This window comes from Daejeonella sp., from assembly GCF_030684675.1.
Lineage (GTDB): Bacteria > Bacteroidota > Bacteroidia > Sphingobacteriales > Sphingobacteriaceae > Daejeonella.
In genome coordinates this window covers 23,256-47,151 of record NZ_JAUXXZ010000013.1, presented here as the reverse complement: position 1 = coordinate 47,151, position 23,896 = coordinate 23,256, and the positions used below count along the sequence as shown (strand labels likewise).

The 23,896-nt window shown below is 39.0% G+C and carries 23 protein-coding genes; 5 read left to right on the top strand and 18 right to left on the bottom strand.

Features of this window, described 5'->3' with window-relative positions; all coding sequences use genetic code 11:
- The 15 genes from Q8M41_RS02215 to ubiE form a co-directional block, all read right to left on the bottom strand.
- Positions 1 to 585 carry an NADH-quinone oxidoreductase subunit I gene (locus Q8M41_RS02215; RefSeq protein WP_305363608.1) on the bottom strand — a complete coding sequence of 195 codons (585 nt, stop codon included), beginning with the start codon at positions 583 to 585 and terminating at the stop codon, positions 1 to 3.
- Positions 586 to 626: 41 nt separating this feature from the next.
- Entirely contained in the window at positions 627 to 1,700 is a 1,074-nt protein-coding gene (gene nuoH, locus Q8M41_RS02210; RefSeq protein ID WP_305363607.1) for an NADH-quinone oxidoreductase subunit NuoH, read from the bottom strand.
- A 79-nt stretch (positions 1,701 to 1,779) separates the two neighbouring features.
- Entirely contained in the window at positions 1,780 to 2,586 is an 807-nt protein-coding gene (gene murI, locus Q8M41_RS02205) for a glutamate racemase (RefSeq protein WP_305363606.1), read from the bottom strand.
- Positions 2,587 to 2,690: 104 nt separating this feature from the next.
- Complete coding sequence (locus Q8M41_RS02200) at positions 2,691 to 3,236, bottom strand: OmpH family outer membrane protein (RefSeq protein ID WP_305363605.1); 546 nt, start codon at positions 3,234 to 3,236, stop codon at positions 2,691 to 2,693.
- A 43-nt stretch (positions 3,237 to 3,279) separates the two neighbouring features.
- Positions 3,280 to 3,810, bottom strand: coding sequence for an OmpH family outer membrane protein (locus Q8M41_RS02195; RefSeq protein WP_305363604.1), 531 nt, complete (start codon positions 3,808 to 3,810; stop codon positions 3,280 to 3,282).
- Positions 3,811 to 3,815: 5 nt separating this feature from the next.
- On the bottom strand, positions 3,816 to 6,362 hold the full coding sequence (locus Q8M41_RS02190) for an outer membrane protein assembly factor (RefSeq protein ID WP_370870424.1): 2,547 nt from the start codon (positions 6,360 to 6,362) through the stop codon (positions 3,816 to 3,818).
- Positions 6,363 to 6,423: 61 nt separating this feature from the next.
- Positions 6,424 to 7,164 carry an isoprenyl transferase gene (locus Q8M41_RS02185; RefSeq protein ID WP_305363603.1) on the bottom strand — a complete coding sequence of 247 codons (741 nt, stop codon included), beginning with the start codon at positions 7,162 to 7,164 and terminating at the stop codon, positions 6,424 to 6,426.
- 164 nt (positions 7,165 to 7,328) lie between these two features.
- A complete protein-coding gene (locus tag Q8M41_RS02180) occupies positions 7,329 to 8,123 on the bottom strand; it encodes a DUF6089 family protein (RefSeq protein ID WP_305363602.1) in 795 nt (264 codons plus the stop codon).
- Between the two features lie 17 nt (positions 8,124 to 8,140).
- Positions 8,141 to 9,025 (bottom strand): NAD kinase, encoded by an 885-nt coding sequence (locus tag Q8M41_RS02175; RefSeq protein WP_305363601.1) that lies wholly within the window; start codon positions 9,023 to 9,025, stop codon positions 8,141 to 8,143.
- Between the two features lie 9 nt (positions 9,026 to 9,034).
- Positions 9,035 to 9,697 (bottom strand): CBS domain-containing protein, encoded by a 663-nt coding sequence (locus Q8M41_RS02170; protein ID WP_305363600.1) that lies wholly within the window; start codon positions 9,695 to 9,697, stop codon positions 9,035 to 9,037.
- Between the two features lie 9 nt (positions 9,698 to 9,706).
- Positions 9,707 to 10,465, bottom strand: coding sequence for an alpha/beta fold hydrolase (locus Q8M41_RS02165; protein WP_305363599.1), 759 nt, complete (start codon positions 10,463 to 10,465; stop codon positions 9,707 to 9,709).
- A gap of 129 nt (positions 10,466 to 10,594) precedes the next feature.
- Positions 10,595 to 11,044 (bottom strand): GatB/YqeY domain-containing protein, encoded by a 450-nt coding sequence (locus Q8M41_RS02160; protein WP_305363598.1) that lies wholly within the window; start codon positions 11,042 to 11,044, stop codon positions 10,595 to 10,597.
- Positions 11,045 to 11,146: 102 nt separating this feature from the next.
- Positions 11,147 to 11,902, bottom strand: coding sequence for an SDR family NAD(P)-dependent oxidoreductase (locus Q8M41_RS02155; protein WP_305363597.1), 756 nt, complete (start codon positions 11,900 to 11,902; stop codon positions 11,147 to 11,149).
- Positions 11,903 to 11,943: 41 nt separating this feature from the next.
- Positions 11,944 to 12,687, bottom strand: coding sequence for an outer membrane beta-barrel protein (locus tag Q8M41_RS02150; protein WP_305363596.1), 744 nt, complete (start codon positions 12,685 to 12,687; stop codon positions 11,944 to 11,946).
- Positions 12,684 to 13,415, bottom strand: coding sequence for a bifunctional demethylmenaquinone methyltransferase/2-methoxy-6-polyprenyl-1,4-benzoquinol methylase UbiE (gene ubiE / locus Q8M41_RS02145; protein WP_305363595.1), 732 nt, complete (start codon positions 13,413 to 13,415; stop codon positions 12,684 to 12,686). Before ubiE ends, Q8M41_RS02150 begins: the two co-directional genes overlap by 4 nt.
- A gap of 152 nt (positions 13,416 to 13,567) precedes the next feature.
- Between ubiE and yihA the strand changes: the two genes are divergently transcribed.
- From yihA to Q8M41_RS02125, 4 genes are all read left to right on the top strand, one after another.
- The gene (gene yihA / locus Q8M41_RS02140) at positions 13,568 to 14,170 is read left to right on the top strand and encodes a ribosome biogenesis GTP-binding protein YihA/YsxC (protein ID WP_305363594.1); all 603 of its coding nucleotides are present in this window, start codon (positions 13,568 to 13,570) and stop codon (positions 14,168 to 14,170) included.
- A gap of 68 nt (positions 14,171 to 14,238) precedes the next feature.
- Positions 14,239 to 15,099, top strand: a complete 861-nt coding sequence (locus tag Q8M41_RS02135; RefSeq protein WP_305363593.1) for a 4-hydroxybenzoate octaprenyltransferase — start codon at positions 14,239 to 14,241, stop codon at positions 15,097 to 15,099.
- Between the two features lie 8 nt (positions 15,100 to 15,107).
- The gene (locus Q8M41_RS02130) at positions 15,108 to 16,823 is read left to right on the top strand and encodes a M3 family oligoendopeptidase (RefSeq protein ID WP_305363592.1); all 1,716 of its coding nucleotides are present in this window, start codon (positions 15,108 to 15,110) and stop codon (positions 16,821 to 16,823) included.
- Positions 16,824 to 16,903: 80 nt separating this feature from the next.
- Complete coding sequence (locus Q8M41_RS02125; RefSeq protein WP_305363591.1) at positions 16,904 to 17,572, top strand: hypothetical protein; 669 nt, start codon at positions 16,904 to 16,906, stop codon at positions 17,570 to 17,572.
- Here Q8M41_RS02125 and Q8M41_RS02120 read toward each other — a convergent pair.
- Together Q8M41_RS02120 and Q8M41_RS02115 are read right to left on the bottom strand one after the other, a co-directional pair.
- On the bottom strand, positions 17,554 to 19,131 hold the full coding sequence (locus tag Q8M41_RS02120) for a glycosyltransferase family 39 protein (protein WP_305363590.1): 1,578 nt from the start codon (positions 19,129 to 19,131) through the stop codon (positions 17,554 to 17,556). The two genes, Q8M41_RS02125 and Q8M41_RS02120, sit on opposite strands and share 19 nt — an antisense overlap.
- Complete coding sequence (locus Q8M41_RS02115) at positions 19,118 to 19,774, bottom strand: phosphatase PAP2 family protein (protein ID WP_305363589.1); 657 nt, start codon at positions 19,772 to 19,774, stop codon at positions 19,118 to 19,120. Before Q8M41_RS02115 ends, Q8M41_RS02120 begins: the two co-directional genes overlap by 14 nt.
- 76 nt (positions 19,775 to 19,850) lie before the next feature.
- Between Q8M41_RS02115 and Q8M41_RS02110 the strand changes: the two genes are divergently transcribed.
- Positions 19,851 to 21,554, top strand: coding sequence for an APC family permease (locus Q8M41_RS02110; protein ID WP_305363588.1), 1,704 nt, complete (start codon positions 19,851 to 19,853; stop codon positions 21,552 to 21,554).
- 351 nt (positions 21,555 to 21,905) lie between these two features.
- Here the strand turns inward: Q8M41_RS02110 and Q8M41_RS02105 are convergent, their stop codons facing one another.
- Complete coding sequence (locus Q8M41_RS02105) at positions 21,906 to 23,864, bottom strand: KUP/HAK/KT family potassium transporter (protein WP_305363587.1); 1,959 nt, start codon at positions 23,862 to 23,864, stop codon at positions 21,906 to 21,908.
- Positions 23,865 to 23,896 lie beyond the last annotated feature (32 nt).

Genomic DNA, 23,896 nt, shown 5'->3' with positions numbered 1-23,896 from the left:
TCAATTTTGAGTTTTCTGTTGCATTGCAGCTTCTTTTGCAGCCAATCGTTCTGCGTTAAGCTTTTCCAGGGCTGCCCGCTTTTCTTCAGCTTCTTCCGGCTTCATGTCCGAAAATTTATAGATCATTTCTTTCAAATCAGGCATACTTCTGTCGTAAGTATCTGTCATGACAATGCACTCAGTAGGGCAAACTACGGTACACAAACCACAATACATGCATTTTGCCATATCGATATCAAACTTTGCGGCATAGAGACGCTTAGTTGTACCATCTGAAGTTTTTCCAATAGCCTCAGTTGCTTTTATACTTTCAATCTCAATACAATCAACCGGACAGATCTTGGCACATAGATCACAAACAATACAATCATCCATTTCCACATCCAGCTGGTACCTTCCCAACTCGGGTACAGGTAGTTTCTGATGAGGGTATTGGATGGTTGTCATGCCACTGGTTTGAGCAAAATAATCCTTATCCGTAATAGAAAGTACTTTCCTACTCTCTCTTGCTGCAAAGAAATGACCCATGGTCAGGCCTAAACCTTTAAATACAGTTTTGAAAGCATGTAATACCTTTTTAATCATCTTATGACAGGATATATCTGCATTTTCTTCTAAAAATCATATTATTGCATCACACCCAGCCTCCACAAGCCTGAGATTAGCATACATAAAAATGCCAAAGGAGTTAAAACCTTCCAGCAAAAGCTCATAAGCTGATCAACCCTTAGTCTTGGAAGGGTCCACCTTATCCAGATCTGTACTGCAACAACTGCCAGGGTCTTGATCAGAATCCAGAAGATCCCCCATCCTATCCCGCTGGTCCATATTGCCAATTTAGCAGTACCAATATTAGGCAGAGGAGTATTCCATCCGCCAAGAAACAAGACTACACCGATCATGCCGACAAGAAACATCATCGAATATTCGGCAAGAAAAATGAAAGCAAACCTCAATCCTGAATATTCAACATGGAAACCTCCAACAAGCTCTGATTCGGCCTCCGGAATATCAAATGGAGCACGATTGCATTCAGCCAGTGAAGCAATAAAATAAATAATATAAGCAAGGATCAGATGTGGTGCCTGAAAAATATTCCAGGCAAGGAAACCGCCAATAGACTTCACTTCCCAGATTCCAAGAAAATAAACATGCTCTGTAGTTAGAATCCCCTGCTTGACACTGATTTCCTGGAGATTCAGACTTTGTGCGATCATAACAGCAGAAATCAATGCGACACCAGCAGGAATCTCATAAGAAATCATCTGAGCCACAGAGCGCATGGAACCTAAAAGGGCATATTTATTATTTGAACCCCAGCCTGCCATTAATATTCCAAGAGTTTCTATTGAAAGTATCGCAAAAATGTAAAAAAGGCCCAAATTAAGTGAGGAAGGAATAATTCCCGGTGCCCAGGGCAATGCTCCAAAACCAAGGTAAACTGAAACGAAAATAACTATAGGAGCGAGTATAAATAGAATTTTATCAGCGGCTGTCGGAATAATAAATTCCTTTTGAAGCATCTTTATGATGTCGGCAAATGCCTGGAGGGTCCCATATTTGCCAACCTCCATTGGCCCGATGCGATCCTGAATGAATGCAGAAATTTTTCGTTCAGAATATAAAGCAAACAGAGTAAACAGGGCTGTAAATGCAAATAATGCCGTAGCAACTAGTACATATGTCAGATAGAAAGTCAATTTACCGGGCTTATGTACGCAAACTTAAGTATTATGCTTATAAATGCAGACTAAATCTATCTATTATAAAGAATTTAATTTAATCCCAGATAGGTTTATAAGAAAGATGAATCTTCTCTCCAAAAAATAAACGGGTACTTTTTGCGAAAGAAGGGGTATAATCTGAAACAAAAAACTGATGGCGTTTTGCAGGACCATCATTTAGTAAATCAAGCTTTGTCAGACGTTCTTTAAGGTCTTCGGCAACTATTTCTGCAGTATTGATAATATCAACCTTACCGCCGTAAAATGAAGATATTTCGGGCTTTATCAAGGGGTAATGTGTACAGGCAAGTATCAGGCTATCAATTTTCTTGAGTTTTGGAGAGGTCAGGTATGAATTGATCACTGTTTTACTGATATTATTATTAAAAAAACCCTCCTCGATCATAGGTGCCAGCAAAGGAGTTGCCAGTGAAGAAACCTCAATATTGGGATCTATTATCTTAAATTTTTTAGCATAAATATCAGAGCGTATAGTTGATTTCGTAGCAATTACCCCTATTTTTTTATACTTCCCCTTACTAAGCATCGCATTTACCACCGGATCAATCACATTGATGATAGGCACTCTGTCGCCAAGAAAATGCACAAGTTCATGATAGGCATGAGCTGATGCTGTATTGCAGGCAATAAGAATGAGTTTACAATTTTTATCCAGCAGGAACTTAGCAATCTTCAGGCTGTAGAATTTAATTGCTTCGGGTGATTTATCACCGTATGGCATATGAGCGGTATCACCAAAATAGATGATCTGTTCATTTGGTAAAATTTTTCGGATAGCATTTGCAACCGTAAGGCCTCCGATTCCGGAATCGAAAATTCCAATGGGAAGTGCTGAACTCATATTTCAAAAATAGAATAATATTTCGAGCAGTTGTGTTGAATTGTTTGAACAAAAAAAATGCGAAGCATTTAGCTTCGCATTAGATTTCATTTTAAATTAAATCCTTATTTAGCTGCAGTTGTGATACCTAATTTAGTTTTCACATCATTGATCAGATCAGTTCCTCCATCAAAATAAACTACACCCGGTTGAGAAACATCGAAAACATAAGCAAAGCCTTTTTCTTTAGCTACTGCTTTAACTGCATCTTCTGCCTTTTTAAATACAGGCTGATAGATTTCGGTACGCTTGGCAGTTAGCTCTTCCTGAGCCTTTTCCTGAGCATCTGTAATACGTTTCTCAAGATCCTGGATACTTGCTCCAAGTGTGGTTAATTCTTTCTCTAAAGTAGCTCTGTTAGCCTCGCTAAGTGTTTTATATTTTTCTTCGTAAGAAGTAACTAATTTCTGACGTTCTGCGCCCATCAATTCAAGAGATGTTTGTTTTGCCTTTGCAAAGGTCTGGAAAGTTGCATCAGCTGTTTTCATTTCAGGCATTGATTGCAATAGATCAGCAGAATTGATGTGACCAAATTTTTGCTGAGCATTTGCAGTACCTACTGCAAGAAACATTCCAAGTGCAACAACTCCTATTTTTAATAAATTTTTCATTTTTTCTTGTATTCTGTTTTTTGTTTATAATTTGTGAGAGATCTTATTTATTTATTGTTCCGGGTTTATAACCTAACCTGGTAATTACATCATTACTTTTGTCTAAACGCGGACTTGCATACAATAGTGTAATCTCGCTGTTTTTATCAAATATCATATCCAGTTGTTGAGCGTCTGCAACAGCCTGAACTGCTTTAGAAACACGATCCTGGATAGGTTTTATCAATTTAGTCCTGACCTGAAAAAGTTCACCTTCAAAGCCAAATTTAAGTCTTTGAAATTCCTTTGCTTCCTTTTCCTTTTCAATTATTTCATTTTCCCTTGTCTTTCTCATCACTTCGGTGAGTAAAACCTGATCGGCCTGATAAGCTTTAAAAAGTCCTTCAATCGCGATAAACTTTGCATCCACCTCCTTCTGCCATTGTGCAGAAAGTGCATCTAATTGCTTTTGAGAGGAATTATATTCAGGGATATGCTTCAGAATATAATCGCTATCCACATAAGCAAAACGCTGTGCAGATGCCTCTAAGCCCGTAAAGACCAATAATAACGCTATAATAAGAATTCTTTTCATATTCCTTAATTAAATCCCCCATTTAAGGCCTGTGAAATACTGAATGTAAATGGATTTCTTCCACTATCCGGCAAACCAGGTATCTTATCGAAGGCGATGCCATAATCAATCCCAAGAAGCCCAAAAATAGGTAAAAATACTCTTGCTCCAACTCCTGCCGTACGTCTGATGTTAAATGGTGCGAAATCACGGAACGAATTCCAGGTATTTCCGCCTTCAGCAAAAGCCAGTACGAAAATGGTTGCAGTCTGACTGGCGGTAATCGGATGCCTTAATTCCAGAACATATTTATTAAACAAGGGACTTCCTGATCCTTGTGCAATCGTTGGGTTAGATCCGGCAGGAATAATGGCATTGTTTGCATAACCACGCATTGCAATGATCTCAGATCCCTGAAGGAAATCAAATCCCTGCATACCATCCCCACCAAGTTTAAATCGCTCGAAAGCCGACTGCCCGACCGCCTGATTGTAAATACCAAGGAAACCGAATTGAGCCTGAGCCTTAAGTATCAACTTACCATAGATACGCTGAAACCATTGAGACTCAAATTTCCATTTATGATACTCAGTGAATCTGTATTTTTCCTTATCTGTTGCGATTGCATAATTCTTATTATTCAATAATGAATAAGGAGGGGTTGCCTGAACAGTTAATTTTAAATTTGAACCTGAAGTAGGGAAGATAGGTGCATCGACTGAGCTTCTGCTAATCTCCTGAGTTAAGTTAAAGTTATAGGAAGTACCTGTCGAAAAAATGAATGCATTATAATTGTTAAGGATGTATTGCTGTAGATTAATTGAGGTATTCGCCTGAAAATAATCATCCGGCCATTTTAAACGCTTACCCAAACTATAGGTCATACCATTCATGCGAATCTTCTGTTGATTCGCATCCCCGTTTCTAAGTCCGTTGGATTGTAGGGAAGTAAAGGCGCTTATACCAAAATAAATAGGCTTCTTTCCACCCAACCATGGTTCAGAGAACGAAAAACTATACGACTGATAGAATTTACCATTGGTTTGTCCCCTGATGCTCAACTTTTGACCATCTCCTTTAGGTAATGGCTTCCATGCACTTTTATTGAAGAGGTTGCGCGCAGAGAAATTATTAAAAGTTAAGCCTAAAGTACCGACCACACGTCCCCCACCGAAACCTCCGGACAATTCAATCTGATCAGAAGGTTTTTCGACTACATTATATTCGATGTCAACCGTACCATCATTAGGATTGATATTGATAGGTTTAGGGTCAGTTTTAGTATCGTCAAAATTTCCTAATTGTGCAATTTCGCGTGTACTTCTTACAATAAGCTCTTTGGAAAATTTCTGGCCTGGTTTGGTCCGGATCTCTCTTAAAATTACTTTATCATTGGTTAGCTCATTACCCTTGACCTTAATATTGTTAATGGTGTATTGCGGACCTTCGTACATTCTCATTTCCAGGTCGATGGTATCACCGTAAACCTTGGTTTGAACCGGATCCACGTTGAAAGTAAGATAACCATCGTTCATATAAAGTGAGGATACATCGTCTCCTCCCGGACTACTGGTAAGTTTTCTTTGAAGCTTTTTCTCACTGAACACCTCTCCTTTATTGATTGCCAGAATTGTCTCCAGAACTTTGGTAGAATACTTCGCATTTCCTGCCCATGTTATATTCCCGAAATAATACTTAGGTCCCTCATGCAGGTCAATTTTGACACCAATGGTACTTTTACCGGTCCGGTAAGTGGTGTCTTTGACTATTTCAGCATCGCGATAGCCCTTTTCATGCATCTTAGATATAAGGTTCAGCTTATCCTCATCATACTTATTCTGCAGAAATTTACCCGACCCGAATACCTTGTAAATAGCTTTTTCTTTGGTCTTTTTGAGATATTTCTTTAAACTTTTGTTTTTAAAGTCTTTATTCCCGGTAAAGACGATTTCACTTATTTTAACCCGGTCGTTCTTTTCAACTGTAATATCCAGAATCTTATTATTCGCTTCCGAAGTATCCTTTCTTTCGGCAATCAAAACATCCGCGAAGAGATAACCCTTTTCAGTAAAATGCTTCTTGATAATATCAGTAGTTGTTTTTAATAAATTTTCATTGACAACTTTTCCTGTTTTATCATTTAATTTTTCGCGGACATCCGCTACTTCGCCTTTTTTTAGCCCGATCAATTCGATTCTCGTCAAACGCGGGCGTTCCACAACCTCGATCTCAAAAAAGATCGAATCAGACCTGATTTCGGCAATATTTAATTTTACGTCATCAAATAATCCCTGAGCCCATAAATTTTTAACTGCATTGGAAGTAGCATCTCCCGGCACGGTTATCCTGTCGCCCTTGGTTAATTTAGAAATGGTAATCAAAACATCCTTATCCAAAAATTCTGTTCCTAGAATAGTTGTTCCGCCGATAACGAAATCTTTAGGATTCAGATAGCTAAGTTCATCATTAGATGCAGCAGGTCTCGCTGGTGTTGGAGTTCCAGTTCTCCCAAACTGGGCCATTGCAGAAGTACCGGATATAAGTAGTAAAAACAGTATGAGAATGCGATTCATTTGGTGTATTAAAGGTGCTAAATTAAGCTAATAGCTTGTTAAAAAGTGTTAAAAGTGAAAATTAGTTCAACTGTTCACTTGTCATCCCGAATCGTCTCTCGCGTTTCTGATAATCTAATACGGCTTCAAAGAGATCCTGCCGTCTGAAATCAGGCCATAATTTTGAAGTAAAGTACAATTCAGCATAAGCAATTTGCCATAAAAGATAATTGCTGATCCTGTGTTCCCCGCTGGTCCGGATCATCAGCTCCGGATCAGGAATACCAGCTGTATTCAAATGAGAGCCAAAAATGTCCTCGGTAATTTCCTCGGCTTTTAACTCACCATCCCTGACTTTTACAGCTATTCTTTTGGCTGCATCGGTAATTTCCCATCTTGAACTGTAGCTGAGCGCAAGAGTGAGTGTGCAATTTGTATTTAATGCGGTCTTCTTTATTGTCTCAATTAATTGTTTTCGGCATTTTTCTGGCAGAGAAGATAAATTTCCAATAGCATTTAAACGCACCCCATTATCCATTAAAGTTTTAGTTTCTTTACTTATAGTTGAAACAAGCAGTTCCATCAAAGCCATTACCTCAAGCTTTGGTCTGTTCCAGTTCTCGGTTGAAAATGCATAGAGTGTCAGATATTTGATACCCAGTTCAACTGCACCTTCTACCGTATCGCGAACGGCAACAACTCCATTCTGATGACCGAATACCCGCAGTTTTCCCTTTTCCTTTGCCCAACGGCCATTTCCATCCATAATTACTGCTACATGTTGTGGCAATTTATCCTTATCTATCTGTTCAATCAGGCTCATTTACTAAGTTTAACATTCAAAACCGGAACAAATTCTATATGCTTAATCCCGAAAAATTGTTCCAAAATTTCGCGATGCAAAGTTATGACTTAATTGCGTTAATCTGTTACAAGAAATAAAACAGATTTTCATTGGTAATAAATTGTTTTTAATGACCAAAAAGCTTAAAAGGTAGGACACTTAATCGGGATGAAGGTATAAGTAAGTCCAACACCTGCAAACATATACGTATCCCTTGGCCTGAAGTCACCCCTTTGTGTTCCCGGCGTTCCAATTTGTGGAACAACGATCGAGCGGTCAGCCAAAGCTTGTGTTAAAGAACTCGCAGGAGAAACAACATTAAAATCAATATATCTGCCACTGATATCATCCAGATAATCTGTAAAAGCTGTACGATAGCCGAGCTCGGCAATGATTGTCCATTTTCCGCTAATGTTATATTTCACCCCTGCTCCATAAGGCACACTGATTGCACTTTTCTTGTAAGCAACATTCTCAGTCTGCAGAAGCCGGAGTTCAAGCTCATCACCATTATAATTAGTCAGGGGATTATAAGAAAAGGAAGCTACACCAGTAAATAGATAAGGACTCAATTTTCTGGTTGCATAACCAAAATCCGCACCAGCCATATATCTGAATAGATTGAATTCTATCTGCATGGATAACTCAGACACCGGGGAATGAAAATCAAGATTCCGCTCAATCTGATAGGTATTAGAAGAAGAAGCATCACTTGCCCGAACCTTGCCATACATGTAATTCAGCTTTGCGGACCAGTAACCATCAAAATTTCGTTTGATCTGAACACCAATGGCCGGATCTGTTAGTTTATATGCTTTAACAGGATTAATATCGCCCATATAACCTGCACCGCCTAAAAATCCACCAAATTCCCAGGTTTGGGCTGAGCTAATGAAGCTTCCGGAAAGCAATGTAATAACAAGTACTAATCTACGCATGAATGCAAAAGCTGTTCTTAATAATTTCTGGTATCTATTCCCCAGAGCAATTTATTCCTTAACGTAGATAAATAGTTTTCATTATTTAGTCTGATCAAATTGATCCCAAAACCAGCCTTTTTCACTTTAACTTTTATGGATGTATCGATTACCTCTGTTCGGGAATCGCAGGTTAAAAGGTATTTCGAACTTCTGCCTTCGATTTCGAAAGAAAGAATATTAGTATCTGATAAGACTATTGGCCGAACATTCAGATTATGAGGGGAAATTGGGGTAACAACCATATTTCCGGAACCTGGGAATATAATAGGACCACCACAACTCAGAGAATAGGCTGTTGATCCGGTTGGTGTAGCTACGATAATACCATCTGCCCAATAGGAATTCAAAAAATCTCCATTGAGATAGGCATGCACAATCATCATGGCCGAGGTATCCCGTTTATGAATTGTTACATCATTCAAGGCAAAATTTTCATTTCCAAACAGTTTCAGTTCTGATTCTATACAAAGCTGAACGCGCTTGTCCAGTGTAAAGTCCTTGTTAACCAGACTAATCATCGCATTGGCAATATCACTCTTGTTGATACTGGCCAAAAACCCTAAACGTCCGAAGTTTATCCCGATAACCGGAATGTTTGAATCACGAATCAGGGTAACAGTATCGAGCAATGTGCCGTCACCTCCCAGGCTGATCATCACATCTACCTTCGCGTCGATAAGATCCTGAGAATTTCTAAAGATTTGAAACTTCCTGGGGAAAAATATTTTGCCTGAGATGAAGTGATTATATTTATCATAGACAAAGGCTTCAACAGCATGTTCTGCGAGGCTGTCGAAAACCTGCTGAACATGTGGTAATACAGTATTATTGAATTGCCTGCCGTAAATTGCAATCTTCATGTTGTGCTTTTAGATATCGAGATAGTTCATTAGCTGATCATATCTGTCTGAAGTACCATCGTCTGATTTGGTATCATTAAAGGTAGCCTTGACATGATAATCATATCTAAGAAAAGAAGCTATAATAGAGGATAAATCTGTACGATTGAGTTTTAATGTAATTTCAAGTTTAGTAGAATCAGGAAATGATTGAACATAAGAGCTCAGAATTTGGGCATTATCTGATTCTACAATCTGTGAAATATGCGCAAGTGAATTATTCCTGTTCGTAATCTCGAGAATAATGATCCCTCCGGGCTCTTTCACTGAGGTAATTGTGGCAACATATTCCATCATAGTATTTATGGAAATAAGTCCCTTGTAGTTTTTATTGGAATCGAGAACAGGTACCAGACTTAATTTCTGCTCATAGAATAAACGAATTACATCATAAATATGCTGTTCTTCGTATACAAAAGGATTATGAAGAGCCAAGCTTAAACTGCCCACAGGAGCATTTGAATCCTGAACCTCAACCAGGTCTTCATCCGAAACGAGTCCCAAAAATTGCTTGTCATTAACTATCGGAAGGTGATTCACACGAAACTCAGCCATCCTTTCATGCACCTTCTGAACAGTATCAGAAGTTCTTAAAGATGGGATACTATCCGATATGAGTTCGTGTGCAAACATATAGCTCTGCTAGTATATACGATCTAAAAACCTTTTTAAATGTGCATTAAATTCAACAGGCCGTTCCATCATTGGAGCATGACCACATAGATCAACCCAGTTCAATTCAGAATCGGGCAATAACTGATTAAACTCCGCAGCTACTTCCGGCGGAGTTATTTTATCATCTTTTCCCCAGATAAGGCAAACCGGAACTTTGATCTTATAAATGTCTTTTGACATGTTATGCCTGATGGCTGATTTGGCCATAGCAAGGATCTTAATCACCTTTATCCTGTCATTCACTATCTGGTAAACCTCATCAACTAGTTCCTTTGTCGCTGTAGCAGGATCATAAAACGTAAATTCAACCTTTTCCTTTATGAAATCATAACTTTCACGTCTGGGGAAAGATCCTCCGAAAGCATTTTCATACAAACCAGAACTGCCGGTCAAAACCAAAGCTTTTACTTCTTCCTGATGATTGAGTGTATATATTAAGCCTACATGACCGCCAAGGGAATTACCAAGAACGGTTATATTTTTCAGCTTTTTATATTTTACAAACTTATGAATAAACTTGGCAAGCGTTTTTACCCCTGTGGTTAGCAATGGAAGATCATATAATGGTAACAAGGGTATAATCACCCTGTAATCCTTTTTAAATTCTTGAACAACATCAGTCCAGTTACTAAGTGCACCCATTAAGCCATGAAGCAATAAGAGCACTTCTCCTTCTCCCTCTTCAATGTATTTAAAACCGTTTTCTTCTTTTATCTCGAACTCCATAGAATCTTTAAGTACATTTTTCTTTTACCTGCTAAGGTATAAGTCTAAAAGTTAAATCAATATAAAAACTTATTTTATTAGAAAGAAAATAAGCCTTAATTATCAATTCACTCCTGGATGATCCAATAATTAACCAAGAAGCTCCTTTACAAGCTCAGAAACAGTTTTGCCATCGGCCTTTCCAGCCAGATCCTTACTTACAACTCCCATCACTTTACCCATATCTTTCATGCCTGAAGCACCAGTTTGAGAAATTACTGTTTTAATAAAAGCAGTAATTGCATCTTTGTCCAACTGCTTTGGCAGATAGGCTTCAATGACCTGTAGCTCTTCCTGTTCTATCTGATACAGATCCGGTCGATTTTGAGACTGATAGATATCCGCAGACTCTTTACGTTGCTTTGCCAGCTTTTGCAGAACCTTAAGTTCTGCTTCTTCTGTAAGTACATCCTGGGCACCCTTTTCTGTTTTGGCAACCAGTAAAGCAGCTTTTATAGCCCTTAGTCCACGCAAACGGGTACTATCCTTACTCAACATGGCGGATTTAATATCCTGATCAATATTTTGTTGCAGAGGCATTTCCTGAAATGATTTTAATTTGGTTAGTGATTAATGCAAAACTACATAATCCTGACTAGTTGGGAGTAAATTTTACATTTATTCCAGCAGCATGCCTTTCCCCTATTCTTTTAAATGATGAGAAGTGCTCGCCTGTGCTGTTGGCATCACGATCATATCGTTTATGTTTACATGTACGGGACGGGACACTGCAAACCAGATAGTTTCGGCAATATCCTGTGCATGCAGAGGCTCATATCCTTCGTAAACTTTTTTAGCACGTTCCCGATCTCCATGAAAACGAACTTGCGAAAATTCTGTATCCACAGCTCCCGGGTGTACACCTGTTACTTTAATCTTATGAGGCAGAAGATCAATCCGCATTGCTTTATTCAGGGAATCAACTGCATGTTTAGTTGCACAATACACATTTCCGTTCAGATAGGTTTCCTTTCCGGCAATTGAACCAAGGTTGATTATGTGTCCGGATTTATGTTTGATCATCCAGTTTGAAACAACTTTGGTTACGTATAATAAGCCTTTGATATTGGTATCGATCATCACTTCCCAATCAGTGGTACTTCCGGCATTGATTGGATCCATGCCCTGCGATAAACCGGCATTGTTAATCAATACATCAACTTTTTTCCAATCATCCGATAAAGTCTCCAGTTTTCCAACCTCCTCTTTATTTCTAACATCCATAGTCAGTGTATTAACCCGAATACCATATTCATTAACCAGATCCTGAGCCAGGGCATCTAAACGTTCAGTCCGGCGACCGGTAATAATAAGGTCGTAATTTTGTTGGGCAAAGAGGCGGGCGCATGCTTCGCCAATTCCGGCAGTTGCACCGGTAATTAAAGCTATTTTTGACATAATTATTTGAAAACCCGAAATTAAGGAATTCTTAGGAAATGCTATTCAAAATACAGGCTGAACTGAAAATTTCGGATAAATAATTTATCTATAGGTGATGTATAGGGGTTTTCAAGTCTGTCATCATCCCTGAGTACACTTTTCATTGATTGAGCGAACTTGATCTCCGGAGACATTTTGAAAAATTCAAAGTAGAGGTCAAATCCAACTCCTGCTTCATACCAAACGGTATTTTTATTGTTTTTAAGATATTTTGCTTCGGGACTTAATGCTATATCATCTGTTTTCTTTTTCGAAGTAATATCGACTGAATATTTTGCACCGGCTATCATATAAGCCCTGAAATTCCGCCTTCTGTCTGATTTTAGTTTTATACCCAAAGGTAAATCCATCAACGTTGCCTGAACCTTTTTCTGTACGTTAAAAGTCGGATCAGCAAATTCATAATTAACAATTCTATCAGAAAATACCATTCCCGGTGTAAAACGCAGATTGGCATTATCTCCGAGTCGGTAATCAGAAACAAAGCCTAATCCAAATCCGGGAGTAACAGGAGATGAAAGGCTTCTCATTTCACTGTTTATCATTGGAAGTCCGTTAAACGGATCGATAAAAGGGCCCTTCCATTGCGCCAGCTTTAAGATTTTAAACTCTGAGGCAACGTACTGAAATGTAAAACCAAAATGCAGTTGTTCTCCATCAACACCCCCGCCCCAGCTCTCCTGTGCGGACAATCTATTTATTGAAAAAATAAAAAAAATACACAGAATGAGGGTTTTCTTCATTTGATACCGGTGTAAATGGAACAAATTCCAAACGTCAGCGGACGGTATTTCGTATTTTTGAATCCAACTTTTTGCATCAAATTGTCAAAACTCGCTCCATCTGGGAATGAAGCCACAGATTCAGGAAGATAGGTGTATGCACTGCTATCTTTTGAAAAAATTCTCCCGATTGTAGGAGTTATGTATTTGAAGTAGAAATTATATCCCTGTTTAACCGGAAATACCTTCGGTTTAGAAAACTCCAGAATCACTGCCTTTCCTCCGGGCTTTAATACCCGCAGCATATCACTAAGTCCCTTTTCAATGTCCTCAAAATTACGGACACCGAAGGCCACAGTTACCGCATCAAAAGAGTCATCATCAAACAATAGTTTTTCAGAGTCACCCAAACGAACCTCAAAAACATCCTGCATTTTCCGCTTTATAATTTTCTGATCTGCAATTCCAAGCATGCCTGCAGAGATATCCACCCCCACTACCTTTCGGGGCTTAAGAATTTTTATCGCCTCAAATGCAAAATCACCGGTGCCGGTCGCAACGTCCAGAATGTACGAAGATTTATCGCTAAGCAACTCTTTAATCGCTTTTTTTCTCCAAATCCTGTCAATACCCATTGAGAGAAAATGGTTCAAAAAATCATATGTACCTGATATATTATTAAACATGCTCGCTACCTGTTCTTTTTTGGTAGCTTCTGAATCCTGATAAGGCCTTACTGTTTTTGACATACAGCGCAAAGATAATGGAATTAAGGAAGCGTCTACAGCCAAGATTAGTCCTTCAATCAAAATTCATCAAAATCATCGAAAATATGACGCTCTGCAGATTGAATTAAAATCATGGGTTTTAAACATTGCAAGCAATGTCCTACCTTTGCAGGATGATTATTAAAAGCGCAGAATTTCAATGCAGTAATACCAGAACTGATAAACTACCGGCTCCTGAATTACCTGAATATGCCTTTATTGGTCGTTCAAACGTAGGTAAATCCTCGCTGATCAATATGCTTGTACAGCGAAAAGGGCTTGCAAAAACCTCTCAAACTCCCGGTAAAACCCAGTTAATTAACCATTTCCTGATCAATGAAAACTGGCAGTTGGTTGATCTTCCGGGATATGGATATGCAAGAACTTCTAAAAGTAACCGGGGTGAATGGTCAAAATTCATCAGCTTCTATCTCCGGAACCGTGAAAATTTGCAATGCGTTTTTGTCCTGATTGACAGCCGTTTGGATCCGCAAAAGATTGATATTGAATTTTGTACCTGGCTGGGTGAAAACGGCCTGCCTTTCCAGCTAATTTTTACAAAAGCTGATAAGCAATCGGGTGTAAAGACCGATCAATGCATAGCAAAATTCAGAAAAGCCCTTCTGGAGATCTTCGAAGAGGTGCCACGGCATTATATTACCTCTGCAGAAACACAGGAAGGTCGTGATGACCTGCTAAATTTTATAAATGATCTGAATAAGAAATTTACCCGGTAATCTCCATTAGAGGAACAAAAACTGAAATTTTATTTTCAGAATCCGGTATAAAAAAGACAGATAACCGAATGAACAAATATTTTTCCCTTGTATTATTTGCCCATACTGTTTTTGCGATGCCTTTTGCTATTATCGGCTTTTTTCTTGCCATAACTACCACAACGCATGAGTTTAACTGGCTGAAACTATTTCTGATGCTGCTCTGTATGATTTTTGCCCGCAATGCAGCAATGGCATTCAACCGCTATCTCGACCGGGATATCGATGCTCAAAATCCAAGAACTGCAATCAGGGATATACCTTCAGGGCGCATCAGCTCCAATGAAGCATTACTCTTTACTATTGCTAACAGCCTTTTATTTATCCTGACAACCCTGCTGATCAACAAGCTTTGTTTTTACCTGTCTCCTATTGCACTTTCGGTAGTTTTAGGCTATAGTTTTACCAAAAGGTTCACTCCTCTCTGCCACCTTATTTTAGGCCTTGGTCTTGCGCTTGCACCAATCGGAGCCTATCTGGTAGTTACCGGTGAATTTGCGATGCTCCCAATTTATTTTTCACTGGCCGTTTTATGCTGGGTAAGTGGCTTTGATATAATTTATGCACTTCAGGATGAAGAATTTGACAGGCAAAATAATCTGAATTCCATTCCGGCCTGGCTTGGAAAGAAGAATGCCTTAAAAGTATCGTCCTTTTTGCATTTTCTGGCTGTTGCATTTGTAAGTCTGCCCTATCTGTTTACTGATCTCTCCTGGTTTTACCTTGCCGGAGTCCTGTTCTTTATCCTGCTACTGGTCTACCAGCATCAGCTTGTAAAGCCAGATGATCTGTCGAAAGTAGATCGTGCCTTCTTCACCACAAATGGAATTGCTTCGGTAGTATTTGCAGTATTTTTTTTATTGGATGCTTATCTAAGAAATCAATTATAAATTTTAATATGAAAGATCTTAAAATCTCAAAAAAACCAAGAACCTATATCCCGGCAGAACTAAATATACAATGGGAAAATCTTGAACCAATATTTAATGAGCTGATTAACAGATCTTTAAACTCAGTTAATGACCTGGAGCAATGGCTTCGCGACAGAAGTGAAATTGAAGCTGCCCTGGAAGAGGACTTTGCCTGGAGATATATCCGCATGACCTGCGATACAACAGATGAAAAATTATTGACTGACTTTCAATTTTTCGCAACAGAAATCGAACCGAAAATTGCACCACTCAATAATGAAATAAATAAAAAATTTATTCAGAGTCCTTTTGCTGAACAATTGGATGAGGCAAAATACTATGTCTATGTCCGCGGAATAAAAAAGGCACTCGAACTCTTTAGGGAAGAAAATATACCTCTATTGACCCAAATACAGGTCGAACAACAAAAATATCAGGGAATTACCGGATCAATGTCGGTTAAACTGGGAGGACAGGAATATACACTTGAACAGGCTGCAGTATTCTTAAAGGATACCAACCGCCATGTGAGGCAGGAGGCCTGGGAAGCCATCACAGCGCGAAGACTGGAAGACAAGGAAAAACTGGATGAATTATTCAATTCATTGTTAAAACTTCGTCACCAGGTTGCCCTTAATGCCGGCTTTGAAAACTTCAGGGACTATATGTTTCAGGCTCTCGGACGTTTTGACTATACCCCCGGGGACTGTTATGACTTCCATAAAGCTATTCAGGAGGAAATCGTCCCTCTTTTAAAGCTACAGGCTGAAAAGCGTCTTAAAGCACTGAATTTAAATGAATTAAAACCATGGGACATGGATGTTGACATTTCCGGAAAGCCGGCTTTGAAACCATTCAGCAATGGTGAAGAATTGATTGAAAAGTCTATTAAATGTTTCCGGGGACTAAGTCCATACATCGGCGAAAGGTTAGAAATAATGAAAGCAAATGGCTTTTTCGATGTGGACAGTCGTAAAGGTAAAGCTCCGGGTGGTTATAATTATCCACTTGCAGAAAGTGGTGCCCCTTTTATTTTCATGAACTCTGCAGGAACATTCCGAGACCTGACCACCATGGTTCATGAAGGCGGACATGCAGTTCATACTTTTGTTTCTGCAGGACTTGAATTAAATGACTTTAAGCATCTTCCATCAGAGGTTGCTGAACTTGCTTCTATGAGCATGGAACTAATTTCGATGGATCATTGGGATAAATTCTTTGACAATTCTGAAGATCTGATTCGTGCAAAGAAAGACCAGCTAAAAGATGTCTTAAAAACGCTCCCATGGGTTGCAGTAGTAGATCAGTTTCAGCACTGGATTTATACCAATCCCAATCATACCAGTGAAGAGCGGGCAGAGGCATGGACAAAAATATTTGAACCATTTGGAAATAATTTCACCGAATGGTCTGAGCATCAGCATGCATTAGAAAACCTTTGGCAAAAACAACTACATATTTTTGAAGTCCCTTTCTACTATATCGAATATGGAATTGCTCAACTGGGAGCTATTGCTGTCTGGAAAAACTACAAAAATGACCCTGGAAAAGGGCTTTCCAACTATCTGGATGCATTAAAGCTTGGTTATACTAAAACGATTAAGGAAATCTATGAAACTGCCGGAATCGAATTTAACTTCACTGCTGCTTATGTGAAAGAACTGGCAGATTTCGTTCAGAAAGAATTGGATAAACTGGAGTAATTTTGAGCATTCTGAGGTTCTGTTTTTTGTACAGTTTCAAAGAAATAAAAGAATAGCACACTTTTTGTATCTCTTTCAGTATGAAAAAATTAATCATACTGCTCGCAATATATTTGATTCCTTTCTTATCCCAGGCCCAAACCTGGGATACTTTTAGAATTGACAGTGTCGTTTCTGTGGGGCTTCCTAAAGGGTATACCAAAACAGAAACCAGAAAGCAATTTAGCCTGGTAGCCAGAAGCTCATTTGGAACAATTTTAATATTCAAAGTCCCTGATAATCCCCAAATAACACCAGACATTGAAAAGGACAGGCATCTGAAGAACTATTACGAAAATTACATCAAAAGTGTCAAGCAATCCTCAAACTCTGGTATTATTACAGATGAAAAAGATAACCGGATTGGCGAACTAAAAGTTAAAGATTTTACACTAAAGATTGATACCGGCAGCGGGGTTTTGTTAAGGGATTTCAGAGTTTTACATACCAATGGTGCAACCTATGCTTTTGAATTTCTTCATGAGAATGTTCATAAGGAATTCGCTGTTCCTGAGCGTGAGAAATTCTTTAATTCAATTGAAGTCAATGAAACTATAAGCAGCTCAGACCAGTATACGAGCCAGGGTCCCAATTCTGACAGCCCTGACAATTCTAAATATCTCATCTGGCTCATCATGATAGGTCTATTGGCAATTGGCCTGACTATTCTGAGAATTTTGTTAAAAAAGGCTCAGCGAACTGACTTGTAAATTACAGTTATTGGGTTTTCGAAGGTATCTTTCTGTTCAAAAACAGGAACCATGTCCCCTGAAGCAAGTATCTCCTCCTCGAATTGCTTTCGTGAAATCACCAAAGCATCAGGATGCTTTTTGAGATAAATTGAGAGGCTATCCTGACTTTGAATTGCAGGCACCAATCGCTGCATATTAAAAATATAAGCTGAATTCATCATTTTATAGTAAACCAGATTCGGCTTGTTTTTTAGCAGTTCCAATGAGCCTGCCACAGGATTGATCCCATAAACCCCGGGATATGCTTTCGCAAAAAAAAGAAAATTGCTCAGTATAAATGAAAAGGCCATGCTGAGTATAAATTTGCTGATTTCATTCTTCCGCATAAAGTACCAGCCCATCAAGGCTCCAACTGGTATAGGGACAAACCAGATCCAAACACCTGCTGCATCCTGAACATTCTTATCTGCCTTAAGTCCGAAATAAACTGCCGCAGGAAGAGCAAATGCCATTACGGTGTAAAACCCAAAAGCCCATTTTACTTTTTTCAATGAAAGATTCATCCCTTCCAGTTCCGACAACAAAAATCCAAGCAGGATTGCAATGAAAGGGTATGCAGGAGCTGTATAATTCGGAAGTTTTGTCTGTGAAAATGAAAAAAAGATAATGATCCCCAGAACAATGCTCAGACAATACAATAAAACCTCATTCGCACGCTGTTTCCAGGCAAGGAATATTGCCTGAATGCAAAAAACACTTAAAGGAAGTAAGCCGGCGATGACCATTATCAATGGCAGAAGGAAAAAACCTCCATGACCTTCCATTGTGTCAGAGAACCTTTGCAGATTGTGTTTAAAAAAGAAACCCTCAGTCCAAAGTCCATTGCTTGCATTATAATTCAGCCAATACCAGGGTAATGAAATCAGCAAAACTATAATTATCCCTGCAGGAATTTGAAAAGAACGGATCATTGCCCAATTAAACCGTTTTGTCCAGATAAGGAATACCAGCATAATCAAGCCTGGCAATGCGACTGCTATTGGGCCTTTGGTTAATAAGCCAAGTCCGAAACATACATACATCAGCCAGATCCAAAACTTCCCTTTTTCAATCAGGAAGGCATAAAAGCACATGAAACCAGAAGTCATAAAGAATATTAGGTAGGGATCTGGCACGGACATCCGCATCTGAAAATTAAAATGTAATGAGGATAACAAAACCATCGCAGTCAGCCAGCCTGCCCTTTCCCCTAAATATTTTCTGCAGAACAAAAAACTGATCAGGATGGTTAAAGCCCCAAATACAACTGAGAAAAACCGGGCACTGAATGCCGATACTCCGAATATCTTATAAGCCAATGCCATAAAAAAGTAATGCAGCGGCGGTTTATCAGTTCTTAATTGTCCGTTAAAATAGGGCATAATATAATCGCCCGATACCAACATCTCACGGGCACATTCTGCATTCTTGGCTTCATCAAGAATATAGATCATCGGTTTATCCAGATTCTGCAGAAGCAGCATCAGACTAACAATAAACAAGAGAATACCCTTGGTTCTCAGATTAAGCCTTTCCAAACAACCTCCCTTCTAATTTTGATGAATTATACCATTTGGTATTTCCCAGCCACCAGATCATATGAAAGGTCATAAGCACAGCAATAATTGACCCCGCAACTATATCCTCCATAAAATGCTGAGCAAGATAAACCCTTGAGAATGCGGTTAAGGCAGCTAATGGTATAATTACCCAGTGGCGTTGTCTATGGGGAAGCAAATAAGTTAATACCACTGCAAGCGTAAATGCAGCAGCTGCATGTCCTGAAGGGAAACTGTTCCATTCATGTACCGGATAGCCTTCAATAGTTCGGATTGGTATTATATTTTCAAAATATTTAGCCGGTCTTGGGGCTTTGAAAAGATATTTTAGTACCTGGATAGCGAGGGAACTGTAAGCAAATGCGATGGCGGCAAGCACTGAATAACGAAATTTAAAGAAGAGTAAAACCAAAACCACAATAACCGTTATTATGCCGTCTCCTAACAAAGTGATTAGCTTAAAAAATCCATCAAAAAAACTATTGTGGTGTCGGTTGATCCATAAAAACAGTTCAGCTTTTGAATTCAATAGCAGAAGAATAAAACCAATCAGAAGCAATATCAAAAACGGGATCAGAAAGTATCGCTGAGGATAAAGGATTTCGGAGAGGCTTTTCTTCATTATTTGGTTTGGATGCGGATTCAAAACTAAATAATTTTTATGTTTGATTGCTAAACCAATCTAATTGAACGACAATATGTCAAGAAACCTTTTTAGAAAGAAATCTATTGAGTTGATCATGAAAGACCGACAGGCGGGATTTTCGGATGCCGAAATCGAAGATCAGGAGTTAAGAAGAGTTCTTTCTGTTAAAGACCTTACCCTGATGGGTATCGCTGCAGTAATTGGTGCCGGGATATTTTCTACAATTGGAAACGCAGCCTTCAATGGAGGTCCCGGGGTAAGTATTCTCTTTGTCATTACTGCCATCACCTGCGGATTTTCTGCCTTATGTTATGCAGAGTTTGCTTCAAGAATTCCGGTCGCAGGAAGTGCATATACCTATGCCTATGCTTCTTTCGGAGAGTTAATTGCCTGGATAATCGGATGGGATTTACTTATGGAGTACGCCATTGGTAATATTGCGGTTGCAATATCCTGGAGTGAATATTTCACCAATTTACTCGAGGGTTTCAATATCCATATACCTGCCTATCTGACCATGGATTATCTTTCTGCCTTCAGAGCGTATAAAGAAGTGCTGGCAGCTGGAACAGATCTGAGTGGGATTAGTGCGAAGGTTCAATATGCTGCCGGGGCTTGGGAATCGGCCCCAGGATCAGGCAACTTAAAATTCATTGCAGACATTCCGGCATTGGGCATCGTTTTTTTGATAACCTACCTGGTTTATATCGGGATTCGTGAGACAAAAAGAGCAACCAATGCAATGGTCTTCCTGAAAATTGCTGTAGTGATTGGTGTTATTGTACTCGGGTTTTTCTATGTGCAACCTGCAAACTGGAGCCCTTTTCTGCCAAATGGTTTTGAAGGGATGATGAAAGGGGTTTCGGGAGTTTTCTTTGCATACATAGGCTTTGACGCCATTTCTACGACCGCAGAAGAATGCAAAAATCCGCAAAGGGATTTGCCTAAAGGCATGATTTACTCATTAATTATCTGTACCGTCCTGTACATCCTGGTGGCATTGGTCTTAACCGGAATGGTAAGCTACAAAGAACTGCAGGTTGAAGATCCATTGGCATTTGTCTTCAAAAATGTCGGACTTGACAATATAAGTTATATCATATCAATAAGTGCAGTAATTGCAACGGCAAGTGTATTACTGATATTTCAGATGGGACAGCCGCGTATCTGGATGAGCATGAGCCGGGATGGCTTATTACCAAAGAAATTTTCAAGTATTCACCCGAAATACAAGACACCGTGGTTTGCGACACTAATCACCGGAATTGTCGTGTCTGTGCCTGCATTGTTCATGAACCTTACTGAGGTTACTGACCTGACCAGCATCGGTACTCTCTTTGCTTTTGTACTGGTCTGTGCCGGAGTCTTGCTGCTTCCCAAAGAAGAAATAAATGATTCGAACCGCAAACGTTTCCGCATCCCATATGTTAATTCGAAATACATCGTTCCTGCATTGCTTATTGTAATTTTTATAAGTTTCAGAGAGCCCATTCTATCCTTATTTGAGTACAAGGGCGACTGGCATGTGTATAAAGATAAATTACCCTATTTTCTGTTCATTCTGGCAGCAATAATAATGGCTATACTTTCGTTCAGAAAAAATTTATCCCTGATTCCTGTTCTGGGAATGCTGAGTTGTTTATATCTGATGACTGAACTGGGATATACCAACTGGCTTCGGTTTCTGATCTGGCTTGGTTTGGGTCTGATTATTTATTTTTCATATAGTTATCACAAAAGCAATCTGAATAAATAAAATCCTGATACCCACCCCGGTATTAATTTAACGAGAGTTCGATATTAAACTATCTAAAGATTAATATTTAACCACATAGATTGACTTTATTATGCTTTAAAGGAAACATAGATTGTAAATCTTATAGATTAAAGCGAAGCTTCAGGGCTATCTGTGTCTAAAATCTAGGTTAGAAGCTATAAAATGCTATGTTTCCCTGCCTGAAGCAGGCAGCTATGTGGGTTTTAAAATATTATTTCGAGTTCACCTTAATTTAGGGGAATAATCTTGGAGATTATTTTAAAATTAAACCAGACACAAACAAAAGAGGGCAATTTCCGATTAGAAAATTGCCCTCTTTTGTTTGCCTCGTCAGGCTTCACCATGATCTAAATCTAGTCTCGTCAACTCACTGTTGTCCTGAGTTGAAATAATCAGAGGTACCCGCTCGATCGTAACAAAACTAATGTCCAGGCCAAATCCGCGTTCTTCCGAAAGCGAGAATTTCTTCAGGATGAAATAATAGTCCATAATGAACCTGTCAATAAAGCTTAGGACATTTGAACGTGATATTACTTTTTCTAATACAACAAACCTGAAATCGCCGATGATTTTGTACTTATTCAGGGAAGTATATTTACTGGTTATATCCACCTCATTGTTTCTTACCAATTCTTCAACTACCTTCCTAAAGAGCACATTAATCTGTTGTTCGACGCGGAATCCCAGTTTAAAATCGATTCGGATAAGTTTATTTGGAACCAGAAACTCTACCTTATAATCTCTCGTAAAAGGTTCGTCAGTTACATCAACGTGTACCAGCCAATAAACATCCGCCCTTTTAGGCTGCTTCTGCAAGATCGAATACATGATCTTGGATTCGATTTCAGAATTAAAATTGGAACTGGTCAGATAAACCAGTTGAGAAGCATATTTAGGAACAGATTCATCCTCACTCAACTCCTTTAGAATAGGGTAGTAGGAATCAACTTCAACGAATTTTACAAAGCGATTTTTAATCTTTCTGGCAGAGTACCATGCCCACATGATTGATAATAAGAAAGATGCAAGTAAGATAGTAAACCAACCTCCATGGAGAAATTTAGCCATATTCGCCACTAAAAATCCTATTTCAATCAGTCCGTATATCGTAACAAAAATAATAATGATATAATTTGGAAATTTCTTCCGTTTAAGAAATACTGCTACCAGTATGGTGGTCATCAGGAAAGTCAGATTTATTGCCAGGCCGTATGCACCTTCCATATTCTGAGATTCACGGAAAATCAAAACTACTACAATACAGCCAATCCAAAGCAATATATTGATTGAGGGTACATATAATTGCCCCTTTTGATTACTTGGATAGTTAATTTTAACCTTTGGCCATAAATTAAGTCTTACCGCCTCAGAGATCAGGGTAAAGGAACCTGAGATCATCGCCTGACTGGCAATGATTGCAGCAGAAGTGGCTATACTGATTCCTGCGATAAGAAACCACTCTGGCATAATGCTGAAAAATGGATTATCACCCGGAGTCAAACGGCTACCCTGATGCTGCCATAACCATACTCCCTGGCCGAAATAATTTAGCAATAAACAGGTCTTAACATAGATCCAACTGATACGAATATTTGAACGTCCACAATGGCCCAAATCTGAATACAAAGCCTCTGCTCCTGTTGTACAAAGGAATACAGCACCTAAAATAAATAAGGCATTGGGGTTAGTTGAAAGTAGTGAATATGCATAATAAGGACTGATAGCTTTCAGAATCTCAGGGAACTGAATCAGGTAAAAGCCACCCAAAACCGCCATCATAGTGAACCAAACAAACATTATCGGGCCAAAGGCTTTACCCACTATGAACGTCCCAAATTGCTGTATCAAAAACAATAATGAAATGATTACAATTACTATAGGAACAGTCGGAATATCCGCATAAAATATTCTCAAACCCTCGATTGCAGCAGATACTGTAATTGGAGGGGTGATCATACCATCTGCAAGCAAGGCGGAGCCTCCGATCATTGCCGGAATGACCAACCATTTGCCTTTCTTTTTGACTAAAGAAAACAATGAAAGAATTCCACCCTCACCCTTGTTGTCTGCGCGCAACGTAATTATTACATATTTTATTGTGGTCTGCAGAGTTAGTGTCCAGAATATACAGGACAGCCCACCCAGGATTAAGTCGCTCGTAATTATACGGTCGGCGACAATCGCCTTAAACACATATAACGGAGAGGTTCCAATATCGCCGTAAATTATGCCCAAACTGATTAATAAACCAGCTGCAGAAAGCTTATGAAGATTTTTTAGATTCGACACAGTGAAAAATTTAGAGAACAAAAGTACATCTT